The 12,126-nt window shown below is 38.2% G+C and carries 13 protein-coding genes; 7 read left to right on the top strand and 6 right to left on the bottom strand.

All coding sequences use genetic code 11. The annotated features are described in order from the left end of the window. Positions 1–30: 30 nt before the first annotated feature. Positions 31–912: a LysR family transcriptional regulator gene (locus ABE65_RS21020; RefSeq protein ID WP_066399436.1), complete on the bottom strand. Its 882-nt coding sequence runs from the start codon at positions 910–912 to the stop codon at positions 31–33. Between the two features lie 167 nt (positions 913–1,079). Here ABE65_RS21020 and ABE65_RS21015 point away from each other — a divergent pair, with 167 nt between their 5' ends. From ABE65_RS21015 to ABE65_RS20985, 7 genes are all read left to right on the top strand, one after another. After that, positions 1,080–2,366, top strand: coding sequence for a GntP family permease (locus ABE65_RS21015; protein ID WP_066399434.1), 1,287 nt, complete (start codon positions 1,080–1,082; stop codon positions 2,364–2,366). A 24-nt stretch (positions 2,367–2,390) separates the two neighbouring features. Beyond that, a complete protein-coding gene (locus tag ABE65_RS21010; RefSeq protein ID WP_066399431.1) occupies positions 2,391–3,167 on the top strand; it encodes a 3-hydroxybutyrate dehydrogenase in 777 nt (258 codons plus the stop codon). Between the two features lie 160 nt (positions 3,168–3,327). Then, positions 3,328–4,968 carry an AAA family ATPase gene (locus ABE65_RS21005; RefSeq protein ID WP_066399429.1) on the top strand — a complete coding sequence of 547 codons (1,641 nt, stop codon included), beginning with the start codon at positions 3,328–3,330 and terminating at the stop codon, positions 4,966–4,968. Between the two features lie 26 nt (positions 4,969–4,994). Then, positions 4,995–5,456: a hypothetical protein gene (locus ABE65_RS21000; protein ID WP_066399427.1), complete on the top strand. Its 462-nt coding sequence runs from the start codon at positions 4,995–4,997 to the stop codon at positions 5,454–5,456. Continuing rightward, positions 5,453–5,659 carry a DUF2997 domain-containing protein gene (locus ABE65_RS20995; protein WP_066399423.1) on the top strand — a complete coding sequence of 69 codons (207 nt, stop codon included), beginning with the start codon at positions 5,453–5,455 and terminating at the stop codon, positions 5,657–5,659. Before ABE65_RS21000 ends, ABE65_RS20995 begins: the two co-directional genes overlap by 4 nt. A 4-nt stretch (positions 5,660–5,663) precedes the next feature. Beyond that, positions 5,664–6,389, top strand: coding sequence for a ComEA family DNA-binding protein (locus tag ABE65_RS20990; RefSeq protein ID WP_066399421.1), 726 nt, complete (start codon positions 5,664–5,666; stop codon positions 6,387–6,389). Continuing rightward, positions 6,389–7,021 (top strand): 4Fe-4S single cluster domain-containing protein, encoded by a 633-nt coding sequence (locus tag ABE65_RS20985; RefSeq protein WP_066399417.1) that lies wholly within the window; start codon positions 6,389–6,391, stop codon positions 7,019–7,021. The genes ABE65_RS20990 and ABE65_RS20985 overlap by 1 nt, the downstream gene beginning before the upstream one ends. 21 nt (positions 7,022–7,042) lie before the next feature. Here ABE65_RS20985 and ABE65_RS20980 read toward each other — a convergent pair whose 3' ends face one another. From ABE65_RS20980 to ABE65_RS20960, 5 genes are all read right to left on the bottom strand, one after another. Then, complete coding sequence (locus ABE65_RS20980) at positions 7,043–8,989, bottom strand: ABC transporter permease (protein WP_066399415.1); 1,947 nt, start codon at positions 8,987–8,989, stop codon at positions 7,043–7,045. Then, complete coding sequence (locus tag ABE65_RS20975) at positions 8,979–9,740, bottom strand: ABC transporter ATP-binding protein (protein ID WP_066399414.1); 762 nt, start codon at positions 9,738–9,740, stop codon at positions 8,979–8,981. Before ABE65_RS20975 ends, ABE65_RS20980 begins: the two co-directional genes overlap by 11 nt. Before the next feature lie 97 nt (positions 9,741–9,837). After that, the gene (locus tag ABE65_RS20970; RefSeq protein ID WP_066399413.1) at positions 9,838–10,842 is read right to left on the bottom strand and encodes a sensor histidine kinase; all 1,005 of its coding nucleotides are present in this window, start codon (positions 10,840–10,842) and stop codon (positions 9,838–9,840) included. Further along, positions 10,839–11,528 carry a response regulator transcription factor gene (locus ABE65_RS20965; RefSeq protein WP_066399406.1) on the bottom strand — a complete coding sequence of 230 codons (690 nt, stop codon included), beginning with the start codon at positions 11,526–11,528 and terminating at the stop codon, positions 10,839–10,841. Before ABE65_RS20965 ends, ABE65_RS20970 begins: the two co-directional genes overlap by 4 nt. Positions 11,529–11,684: 156 nt before the next feature. Further along, positions 11,685–12,065, bottom strand: coding sequence for a VOC family protein (locus ABE65_RS20960; protein WP_066400465.1), 381 nt, complete (start codon positions 12,063–12,065; stop codon positions 11,685–11,687). Between the last annotated feature and the right edge of the window lie 61 nt (positions 12,066–12,126).

Raw genomic sequence — 12,126 nt, 5'->3', positions numbered from 1 at the left:
TATATCTAAATTATGCATTTTAGTTATATGTTATTCGCTAAATGGCGAGAGCATGTTTATGAATTCTCGAGTCGCATACGCAACGTATTTATCTTTCTTTTTGATAATACCTAGCTTATAAGGCAGTGAAGGATCAACGATCGGAATAGCTTTAATCAAATTTTGATCCACCTTTTTTGCGATGGATTCTGGAAAGATAGAAACTCCTAAGTTTTCCCCGATCATGCCGCTGATGAAGTCCCATTGTGAGCTTTCATAGGAAATTTTAGGCTGAAAACCAGCTGCTAGGCACTCATTGATCACTCTGTCATGCAGGGTGAAGCCTTCTTTAAAAATGATAAAAGATTCATTCTCTAATTCCTTCATCGATACTTTTTCTCTATTCGCTAACGGATGTGAATGATGAACAAACAACATAAGATGCTCGGTTAAGAATGAAACGATCTCGAGTTTATCTTCATTTAAGGGCATAACGACAACCCCTAGATCTAAGAGACCGTCATTCACTTCTCGTTGCACACGGTTTGCGCCATGTTCCACGAGCTGAATCTGTATTTCAGGGTAGGATGCCTTGAATTTCTTGATGATTTTAGGGAAAAATAAGAAGCCGATAAGAGGTGGTATTCCAATTTTGATTTTCCCTTTTTTTAAGTTCATTAAGTCGTAAAGGTTTGATGATAGGTTGTCCAAAGACTCTAGAATCATCTTGCTCTGTTCAAACACAATTTCGCCTGCTTCTGTTAGTTCGATCTGTCTCGAAGAGCGATCGATCAGTTCCATCTCAAGTTCGTCTTCTAAACTTTTTACCATTTTACTAAGACTAGGTTGAGATAAATGCAATACGGTAGAGGCTTTCGTGAAGCTTTTATGTTTGGCCACAGCGTGAAAATAAGTCAATTGTCGAATATCCATATGGAGATCTCCATTCTATAACTTTTGTGCATACTATCTATAGTTATAATTCATTTTACTTAATAAATACACAGGAGTAAAATGTCCTTCGTGCAATGAAAACTTTTGAAAAGTAAGTGCTAATAGATGAAAGCGCACTCTTTCTATATAAAAAAGGAGGAAAGATTTTGATTAGTATCATTATAGGTCTGGCTCTACTCATGTTTTTTGCCTACCTGGGCTGGTCGATCATCTGGGTCGCTCCAATCGTAGCAGGTATTGTTGCTCTGATGAGTGGTTTAGACTTGATGGACGCGTATACCAATACGTATATGACCGGCTTTGTAAACTTTGCAAAAGCGTGGTTTCCGATCTTCTTATTAGGAGCCGTACTCGGTAAATTGATGGAAGATACGGGCGCTGCTAAATCGGTTGCGATTCAGTTCACGAAGTTTATAGGTGAAAAACGTGCCATTCTCGGAGTTTTGGTAGCATCAGCTGTCTTAACATACGGTGGCGTAAGTTTGTTTGTTGTCGTGTTCGCCATCTATCCGATCGCGTTGGCATTGTTTAAAAAGGCAGATATCTCTAGAAGATTGATCGCACCTACGATCGTTCTTGGAGCATTCACGTTTACGATGACTGCTGTACCAGGAACACCGCAGATTCAAAACTTAATACCGATGAACACGTTTAAGACGACCCCAATGGCGGGTACCATTATCGGTATTGTAGCTACACTGATCATGGCAGTTGGCGGATATTTCTGGCTGAAGTTCAGAGAGAACCGTTTAACAGCAGCTGGTGAAAAGTATACAGAACCAAATAAGTCAAAAGAGAATGAAGATGAAAATGAGGAACACCTTCCTAACTGGATTCTTTCATTAGTCCCTTTAATCGTTGTTGTTATTTTACTTAATTTCTTAAAAATCGCTCCAATTCCTTCGTTGTTAGCTGGAATTCTAGCTATTCTTCTTATCAATATCAAGCAATACAAAACGTTCATTCCTTCTATGAACGAAGGTGCTAAAGGCTCTGTTATGGCGATCATCAACACGAGTGCCGCAGTTGGTTTCGGTGCAGTTGTAACGAGTGTACCTGACTTTGACCGAATTACTGATTTGCTTTTAGGAATCTCAAGTAACCCACTTGTATCTGAATCCTTAGTCGTACAGCTTTTAGCGATGATCACAGGTTCAGCTTCAGGTGGTATGGGAATCGCGTTAGAAGCTCTTGGTGGAACATATTATGACTTATCTCAGTCAACAGGCATGAGTCCTGAGGCATTCCATAGAATGGCATCCATTGCATCTGGAGCATCAATCTTGCCTCATAACGGAGCATTGTTAACGCTTCTTGCGGTAACGCAGTTAACGCATAAAGAAACGTACAAAGATGTATTTGTAGTCGCTTTAATCATCCCTACCATTGCTGTAATTGTTGGAATCATTATGGCAAGCATGGGAATTATATAAAAACTTTTTAGGAGTGAGTATAGTATGGTAGAAAATAAAGTAGTCGTTATTACAGGTTCTGCAAGTGGTATCGGATTTGAAATCGGAAAAACATTCGCTCAAAACGGAAGCAAAGTAGTCTTAACAGACCTTAACGAAGAAGGCGTTAAAAAGGCTGCAGAAGAACTAAAAGGTCTTGGACTAGAAGCGATCGGTCTTAAAGCCGACGTTACAAGTGAAGAAGACATCAAGAGTATGATCGAAACAGCACACAAAGAGTATGGCCGTGTTGACGTTCTGATCAACAACGCTGGTCTTCAGCACGTTTCTCCAATCGAAGAGTTTCCAACAGCTAAATTCGAACTTATGATCAAAATCATGCTGACAGCACCATTTATCGCAACGAAGCACGTAATGCCAATCATGAAGCAACAAGGTTTCGGCCGTATCATCAATATCTCATCCATCAATGGTTTGATCGGATTTGCTGGTAAAGCAGCTTATAACAGTGCGAAACATGGTGTAATCGGTCTTACAAAAGTAGCAGCATTAGAATCAGCAGCAGAAGGTGTTACAGTTAACGCACTTTGCCCAGGATATGTAGATACGCCACTTGTTCGCGGTCAAATGGAAGACTTAGCGAAAACAAGAAACGTATCACTTGATAAAGTACTTGAAGAAGTAATCTATCCACTTGTTCCACAAAAACGTTTGTTAGAAGTTAGTGAAATTGCAGACTATGCGATGTTCCTATCAAGTGACAAAGCGAAGAGTGTAACAGGACAAGCAATCGTTATCGATGGCGGTTATACAGCTCAATAATTTCAGATTTAATAACCTCAGTCATGAATATTGGCTGGGGTTTTTTTGTGTTTATAAACTCTCTCTGTCTGTATAAACATGTCCCATTTAATAGGACTATAATGTAAAATATTAGTAAGCATTTATAGATAGATAACTGAATAATACTGAGGTGGCTACGATGGATAAAAATTTGAATAGAAAAAAACTAATGGCTGATCTTTTTAAAGCACGCTTTCCTTTCCTTTACTTGTCTACTTGGGAAGAGGATAGGGCACTTGAATTCATACGCTCTATTGCTTCAAATCATGAATTAATCAAAACACCAAGAAAATTAATTACTTGGAAAGTGACCAATGGCATATCAGGAGATGATTTGAGTATTACAGATACTAAATCTCCGTTAAGAGCTTTGGAATACATCGAAAAGTTCCAAGACCCTGCTATTTTTATTTTACATGATTTTCATGTTTATTTTGGTAATCAAGGCCAGCTTCCTGATTATCAAATCATTCGTAAATTGAGAGACCTATTATCCAATCTTAAACAAAGTCAAAACCCAAAGAACGTCGTTTTTTTATCCCCGATTTTAAAACTTCCTCTTGAGCTGGAAAAGGATATTACCATCTTTGACTTCAATCTGCCAACGTTTAAAGAGATTAAGAATAGTTTAGAAGAGATGATTGCAGTTAATAAGCAAAGAGGTCGTATTGAAATTAATATGTCTGATGAAGAAATTGAAAAGCTGGTTAAAGCAGCACTAGGATTAACATTATCAGAAGCGGAAAACGCTTTTGCACGTGCTATGGTGGAAGATGGGAAATTATCTGTCGATGATGTAGAAGTGATATTAGAAGAAAAAGAACAAATCATTAAAAAAACGGGTATTTTAGAGTTTGTAAATAATGAATTGAACATGGAAGACATCGGTGGATTGGAAAATTTAAAAAGGTGGCTTCGAAAAAGAAATAAGTCCTGGCTGGAATCGGCTCAACTATATGGATTGCCTTCTCCAAAAGGGGTGCTCATTACAGGGGTGCCTGGTTGTGGAAAGAGCTTAATAAGTAAATCAATTAGTGAAATGTGGCAGCTGCCATTATTGAGGCTGGATATAGGGAAAATATTTAGCGGCATTGTAGGAAGCAGTGAAGAGAACATGAGAAAAGCAATTCAAACTGCAGAAGCCATAGCCCCCTCTATACTCTGGATCGATGAGATTGAAAAAGGCTTTAGCGGGATAAACTCTACCGGAGACGGCGGGACAAGCTCCCGAATTTTTGGGCAGTTCTTAACTTGGATGCAAGAAAAAGAAAAGCCAGTTTTTGTTATTGCCACAGCAAATAATATTTCCAGTCTTCCTCCAGAAATGTTGCGCAAAGGAAGGTTTGATGAAATCTTTTTTGTGGATCTGCCAACTCACCGGGAACGGATTGATATTTTTAGAGTCCATTTAAAGAAAAGATTAAAGGCACAGGAAGTTATAGGAGAATTCGATATCTCTGATTATAACTTAGAATATTTGGCAGAACTGACGGAAGGATTTGTGGGTGCTGAAATTGAACAGGTCGTGATTAATGGATTATTTGAAGCTTATTACGAGGATCGAAGTGTGAGACTCAGTGATTTCGAAAAAGTGTGTAAGCAATTCATTCCGTTATCTGTTACTCAAGCAGAACAGATCAAAAAGGTCCGTGAATGGGCAAATGTAAGAGCAGTAACGGCAACACCTCGTGAAGATCGAAAAGAGTATTTTGAAAATGCGGATTCAGACCCTGAGTTTGACATCAAAGCGTCTCGAGGCGGACGTACAATTGATTTCTAAGATATGAATAAGAAAGGGTGATAGATATGAGTATCGAATTAGTACTAATTCCTGTTGGCATCGCTGTTGCACAATCTGTGGGCTCTATGATTGAAAAACACAAATTTAAGGAAAAAACGTATACGATAAAAACAGTAATGAAACGACATCACTTATTACAAAGAGCCATTGAGCAATATGGATGCAAGGTTAATGAACTTACTCTGCAAAACTATGAAACAGAAATAGGAGATATTAAAATTTATTTCCAACAAGACGAGCAAGGGATCTTTGAAGCTGTTTTTGATGAAAGTGTAGATGCAAATGACGCTATAGAGTTTATAGAAAATTTACATACCGAGTATAAATATTTAATTCAACAAGAAACGTATAAAGCGCTCCTGATAAAAGCGAAAGATAAAGGACTGATACTTGAATCTGAAGAAATACAGAAAGATCGTTCAATTCTATTAACCTTTAATGTCGCGAATGTAGGTGGTGAAAGATGAAGAAGATTCAGATTCGTATAGCAGAAGACGGTAAATTTTACGCAGAAACAATGGGTATTAAAGGGAATTCCTGTTTGTCATATATAAAAATGTTAGAAGAATTGCTTGATGCAGAAACGGTCGATTCAACTTTTACGGAAGAATACCACGAAACAGAAATACAAACTTTCCAAGAACAGCAACAAACAGTGAAGGGAGACTAATAAAATGGCTTCAGTTACGGACAGAGGAAAGTTTTGGGAGATGAAAAATTCAATATGGATGCTTTGGGTTTTTCTTACGTTTGGTTTTTTTAATTATATTTCATTCTTTTATGTTTCTTATAAAGTAAAACAAAGAAAATGGTTTGTAGCAGGGATTCTGTATTCAATCCCATTTATATTGATGATGATTACTGCTGATACGGTTTTAAGTGATACTTGGCTAAGTGATGTTGGAACTATGAGTTATATAATTGGGTATATTGTTTCTATCCTTCATGTAATTAAAATACGTCCTGAATATTTGCTAAGACTTGATGCCAAACTTTCTTCTGGGTATAAAGAAAAAGAAATAGATTATTTGAAAAAGACAATCGCTAGAGAGTATGGTGCTGCTTCGGTAATAGAGAAGCAACCTGTTTTACCATCTAAAACTGTAGATGAACAAATAAAATTTAAAGAAGAGAAAGAAATGAGGGTAGAACAAGTTATGATCAACGAAACAACTGAGGAGGAGTTAGCGAAAGTCCCAGGCATTGGAGGTTTGTTCGCTAAGAAGATCATTTCTACTCGAAGTCAGGAAAATGGGTTTCAATCTTTTAATCACTTTGTTGAGGTACTTTCTGTTAAACCACATTTGGCTGAAAAAATAAGACCATATCTCTTGTTTCCAGAGAAAGAACCTGTGGTAGTATCAGCCAAAAAAATGGAAGGAAGAGTCATCGATTTCTGATGGAACTTACTATACATCGATTTTTGCCAGTTACAACCGTTGAAGGTCCAGGTAAACGATTTTGTCTATGGGTACAAGGGTGCTCCATTCGTTGTGAAGGATGTGGCGTTCCATGGACATGGTCAAAAGAAAACGGAAAGATAGTAAGCGTTATTGATCTCTTTGAGGAAATAAAAAGAAGTAAACAGGATAACAGGATAGAAGGTATCACAATACTTGGTGGAGAACCGTTTGACCAAGCAGAACCTTTAGGAGAACTTGCTGTCATGGTTAAGGAGATTGGATTAACCGTAATGGTGTTTTCTGGATACCTTTATGAGAATCTTAAAGAACGAAAAGAAGCACAGAATCTTCTTAATGCAGCAGATTTACTGATTGACGGTCCTTTTATTAAAGACAAGTTAGACTTAACACGTCCTTGGGTGGGTTCTTCGAATCAGCGGTATCATTTTTTAACGAAAGTGTATAAACATATAGAGAACGAGTTGGAATCCATTCAAAATAAAGTTGAGATACGTATTGGTAGTGATGGTGTGGTTTCAATTAATGGTATGGCTACTCAACATACACTTTCTGATCTTTTCAGTCAAAATCATTTTAAGAAAGTCAAAAACGCTCCTCCGGATTTTTAGGTGGAGCGTTTTTGAGTGTATCTACAGTGCTTCTCTAACCACTTTCTTATAATAAAGAACAGATAACACACCAAAGATCGAATAGAGGATCGTATACATGACCATAACGATGATCATTGGTGTCCAAAGTTCAGCTCCGAACAGGAACCAACCGGATTGTACGGCGAAATAGCTATGAAGCAAGCCGACCACTAGTGGAATTCCAAAGTTAAAGAGCTGCTTATACTGAATACCCTTTAACAGGTCACTTTGCGTGTAACCTAGTTTTCGCAGAATCATATAGTTCGGCTTTTCACTTTCACCCTCGTCCATCTGTTTGAAGTAGAGGATACACCCTGAGGTAACGAGGAAAGTTAGTCCTAGGAAACCTACGATAAACATTATGAGTCCCATGTTTTTCTTCTGATTCGTGCTGATCTCATGACGTGATTCGTTGTATAGCTTTTTATACGTTTCGGTTGATTTAAACAGTTTATCTGCCTCTTCAAGTTGTTCTTTATTTTTTATGTCAACCCCAATATAGAGGCTGGATTCCTTTTGTACCTTAGGATCGATATCTTTTTGCATCTTTGTAAAAATGGCATCATCAACGATCGCTGTAGGAACGCCTCCAGCTGTGAAATACCAGGATACGGGATAAATATCTTCTAAGCCTACATAACGTTGAGTGAGCGTTTCTGTCTTTCCTTTGATCTTAATAGAACCAGAGCTCTTTAATGGCATAAACTTTTGAAGCAGGTCGTCATAGCCGGTAAAGACCACTTCATCCCGTGAAACATCCATGCCGGATACTGACTTTTCACTGATTAAAGGAAGTGGCATCGCTTTTGGATCGATCACGAGTTCTTCTAAGCTTCGATCAATAAGCTGTGAAGCATTCACCGTCACCTGGACCACTTCAATCGATTTTTCCGAATACGGAATATTGTTTTTCTCTAAAGCGGATTGGAACGTATCAGCTGATTCTCTATCAATGATTGAAAAGTCATGCGGAACATTTTTTTCAGCCGTTTTCTCTGCCGAATAATACGAGATATATGCAAGGCACAACAAAGCGATTGAAAGCGCTGAAACAGTCGTAATGATCATAAGCAGAAGTGCGTTTGACTTCATACGGAACATGACGGATGCGAGTGACATCACTTCGTTTATGGACAAATAGCCACCTTTTCGCTTTCTCACTAGGTTTAAAAGAAAACTGACAGAGCCTTTGTAAAAGAAATACGTACCTAAAATAACGGCAGCCAAAATAAAGATCATTGCTCCAAATAATTGAGGCATCGTTGTAAAATCGCCGCCAAACAGTTTGGAAGATACGATGTATCCTGTCGTGATCAGAACGAGACCCACGATTCCCATCACCATCTCGAAGCGAGATAGTTTTTTCACTGTGATTTCTGTTGAAGAAGTCACACGGAATAGGGATAGAATGGTCTGTCTTTTAATGAATGTATAGTTCATGATCATGATCAACAGATAGATGACTGTGAAAACGATAACCGTTTGTACAAGGGCTTGTGGTGAAAACCGTAGTGATGCGACTGAATTAACACCCGTCGTCTTAAACAATACGAGAATCATTAATTTTGAGAACGAGAATCCAGCAAAGATTCCAATCAATAAGGAACCGAAGTAGAGGAATAAATTTTCGATTGAAAGAATTCGAAAGATCTTTCCCTTCGTCATTCCGATCAACTGGAACAGCCCTATTTCTTTGCTGCGTCTCTTGATAAAGATGTTGTTCGCGTAAAGTAGAAACACCGATACGATTACGACCAATAAGATGGAGGCAGCTCGAATCGCTGCTTCACCTTTTACAGAACCTTCCACAGAATCCATAGAAGGATCATATTGCAGCGTTACAAATGCAAAATAAAGCGCAGAACTGAACACTAAAGCAAAAACATACAGGTAATAGTTTCTTAAGTTTTTCTTTAAGTTGCGAAAGATGAGCTGATTAATGTTCATGATGAACACCACCTAAAACACCTTGCGTTTTCATAATATCCTTAAAGAAACTTTGTCGATCTTGCTCTCCTTTCATAAGCTGCGTGTAGATCTGTCCGTCTTTTATAAACACAACGCGGCTGCAATAGCTTGCTGCTACAGGATCATGCGTTACCATAAGAATGGTTGCTTGTCTGTTCTCGTTAAGACCGCTTAATTTGTTTAAAAGGTCAGACGCAGACTTGGAATCGAGAGCGCCGGTCGGTTCATCGGCGAAGATGATACTCGGCTCATGAATGAATGCGCGAGCGGCAGATGTTCTCTGCTTTTGTCCACCCGAGATCTCATTCGGATATTTATCTTTTATCTCAGAAATACCGAGCTCATTCGCCACTTCTTCAAATTTCTTTTCCGCTTCTTTTTTCGGTGTTTTGGTTATCGAAAGCGGCAGAAGAATATTTTCTTTAACCGTTAACGTATCTAATAGGTTGTAATCTTGAAAGATGAAACCAAGATGGTTCTTTCTGAACTCTGCCAGCTGTTTTTCCTTCATGGCAGTCATCTCAAACGAGTTAATATGAATGGTTCCTTCACTCACTTGATCGATGGAGGATAAGACGTTCAACAATGTTGTTTTACCTGATCCAGATGCTCCCATGATACTGATGAATTCACCTTTTTCAACGGAAAGATCGATGCCTTTAAGGACATGCTGTTTATTATTTTTATTTCCATAGCTCTTATGAAGCTTAACTGCTTTCAATATACTCATGATTGATTACCCCTCTCTGATACTTTCATTATAGAAAGCATTTCAGCTCTTTTCCTTCTGTTCAACGAACAAAACAGAAAAGCATGTGACACTTTCGTCACATGCCCATCGTTTGATCAAACTCATTTCTTTTTGGAAAAGCGAGCGTTACGGTTGTTCCTTCATTCCGCTTCGAATCTATAGAAAGTTGGATATGTAAGGAATCTGCTGCTTTCTTAGCCAAATATAAGCCCATGCCGGTGGAAGCTTGATCTTGATGGTCTGTTGTTGATGTGAACCCTTTATCAAAGATACGAGGCATATCCTTTGTATCAATTCCTCGACCAAAGTCTTGAATTCTTAAATAGTTTCTATCGTTCATGTTATAGCTGTTAATGACAATTTCAGAAGAATGACTGTATTTTACAGCATTCGTTAAGATCTGACGAACGATAAAAGCTAGCCACTTGGCATCACTCAAGACATGAGTAACTTGAAGGTCAAAATCAAAGCCGATTCCTTTTTGAATGCACCATGACTGCAGCGTTTTCAGCTCGGAAAAAAGCAGCATCTCGAGTTCCGTTACTTCCATATAAAGATCGTTTTTAATAAACGGGATTCTTTTTTGATGAAGCTGTTGATCGAGTAGAAGGTGGATCCGAAGCCATTCGTAGGTCAGATCTCCTTTAAGAGGTGTTTCGTCCATCCGTTGAATCATGAGATGCATCGCCGTCAGCGGTGTTTTTACCTCATGAATCCAAGCTAAGAGATCGTCCTTTTCTTGTTCCACCAGCATACGGTTTTCGGATGCTGTTTGTTTTAAATGCTTTGTTTGTTCGGTAATGCTGTTTTTAACGATTTTTTCAAAAGGTGTAGAAGGTGATGACATATTAGAAAGATCAAAATCATTTTCTCTTTCCTCAAGCTGTTGGAAGAAGTCTGTTTCCTTCTGATACCGATAAAAAAGAAAGAGGACAAAGACAATAAGTGAAATAAAAACGATATAGCCAACAGCAGAAAGGGGAATCGATGGATCTAGATAGGCGATCAAGAGAAGGATCAGCTGTTGTAATAAAAACAAAAAAATCCAGCTGCTGCGTTCGATCAAATAGCGTTTGATCATACAGAATCCTCTTCTATTGCACGATAGCCTTGTCCCACTTTCGTTTCAATAAATTGTCCGAGTTCGATTTCCTCTAGACGTTTTCTTAAGCGATTCACATTCACGGTGAGGGTATTGTCACTAATAAACTTTTTATCATCCCATAAGCTGTTGATGAGATTATCACGACTTACAATTTTATTCTTTTGCTCGATCAGGAGTTTCAGAATAAACACTTCATTCTTAGTCAGTTCAACGGTACCCTTTTCGTTCGTTACGATATTCTTTTCATAATCGATTTGAGCGCCGCACCACGTTTTGAGACTAACGGTATCTGTATTGTAATTATAAACGCGCCTGAGAATCGCATGTATCTTAGCGATCAATACTTCAAAGTGAAATGGTTTTTGAACAAAGTCGTCCGCACCGAGCTGCATGGATAGGACCATATCGCTCGGATGGTCACGAGAAGATAAAAAGATGATCGGTATGTTAGAATGCGATCGAATATTTCGGCACCAATGAAAGCCATCAAACTTTGGAAGCTGAATATCGATGACAACCAGGTCAGGTTTAATCTCTGTAAACTCCTGCATCACTCGTCCAAAGTCTGTAATACCATACACTTCATACGACCATTGAGACAATCGCTCCTTGATCTCGCCGAATAGCGTCGCATCATCTTCTATAAGCAAAATTTTAAACATCATTTATCACCACATCATTACTTGATATGTTTTTTAGTCTATAGCAAAACTTGGATATTTTCTAGGATGTGTATTTTTAAACGTCACAATCCATTCCTATTATTAAAATCGCAAACCAAAAAAAGGTGCTACAAGTAGGCACCTTTTCTGTACAACTTATGATATTACAACTTCACTCATTAAAGCATGAGTATTCCCTTCTGAATCTTTAAAGAATACCATCCATGTTTCCGTATTTTCCATCTTAGCAACAATATGAGGAGCGCCTAGGAAAGTAACTTCTTTCCTTTTAAGCTCTTTATAGGATTCTGTGATGTCTCCCACTTGAAAGTATATAACCGAGCTAGTTCCCGCAAATTCTTCTTTTTCAGGCAGGCTGAGCATGATTCTTAGTCCGTCACAATCAAAGAATGCCATATGATCGGTGTTGAAAAGAAGTTGTAATCCTAATACGTCCTTATAAAAGTGAATGGAGCGTTTAATATCTTGAACAGGTACTGCAACTTGTCCAACTTTTTTTATGCTATTTGTCTGAATCGTCATGTTAACCTCTCCCTTAATCTTTTCTTCTTCATCATTCATCATAACCAGTAATAAT

It is taken from the genome of Fictibacillus phosphorivorans (assembly GCF_001629705.1).
In the GTDB taxonomy this organism is placed as follows: Bacteria; Bacillota; Bacilli; order Bacillales; family Fictibacillaceae; genus Fictibacillus; species Fictibacillus phosphorivorans_A.
This window is presented reverse-complemented; position numbering and strand designations above follow the sequence as displayed.

What these genes read in the sequence shown, in the direction of transcription:
- ABE65_RS21020 (WP_066399436.1), bottom strand. Translation starts at nt 912, where the DNA reads ATGGATATTCGACAATTGACTTATTTTCACGCTGTGGCCAAACATAAA.
- ABE65_RS21010 (WP_066399431.1), top strand. Translation starts at nt 2,391, where the DNA reads ATGGTAGAAAATAAAGTAGTCGTTATTACAGGTTCTGCAAGTGGTATC.
- ABE65_RS21005 (WP_066399429.1), top strand. Translation starts at nt 3,328, where the DNA reads ATGGATAAAAATTTGAATAGAAAAAAACTAATGGCTGATCTTTTTAAA.
- ABE65_RS21000 (WP_066399427.1), top strand. Translation starts at nt 4,995, where the DNA reads ATGAGTATCGAATTAGTACTAATTCCTGTTGGCATCGCTGTTGCACAA.
- ABE65_RS20995 (WP_066399423.1), top strand. Translation starts at nt 5,453, where the DNA reads ATGAAGAAGATTCAGATTCGTATAGCAGAAGACGGTAAATTTTACGCA.
- ABE65_RS20990 (WP_066399421.1), top strand. Translation starts at nt 5,664, where the DNA reads ATGGCTTCAGTTACGGACAGAGGAAAGTTTTGGGAGATGAAAAATTCA.
- ABE65_RS20985 (WP_066399417.1), top strand. Translation starts at nt 6,389, where the DNA reads ATGGAACTTACTATACATCGATTTTTGCCAGTTACAACCGTTGAAGGT.
- ABE65_RS20980 (WP_066399415.1), bottom strand. Translation starts at nt 8,989, where the DNA reads ATGAACATTAATCAGCTCATCTTTCGCAACTTAAAGAAAAACTTAAGA.
- ABE65_RS20975 (WP_066399414.1), bottom strand. Translation starts at nt 9,740, where the DNA reads ATGAGTATATTGAAAGCAGTTAAGCTTCATAAGAGCTATGGAAATAAA.
- ABE65_RS20970 (WP_066399413.1), bottom strand. Translation starts at nt 10,842, where the DNA reads ATGATCAAACGCTATTTGATCGAACGCAGCAGCTGGATTTTTTTGTTT.
- ABE65_RS20965 (WP_066399406.1), bottom strand. Translation starts at nt 11,528, where the DNA reads ATGTTTAAAATTTTGCTTATAGAAGATGATGCGACGCTATTCGGCGAG.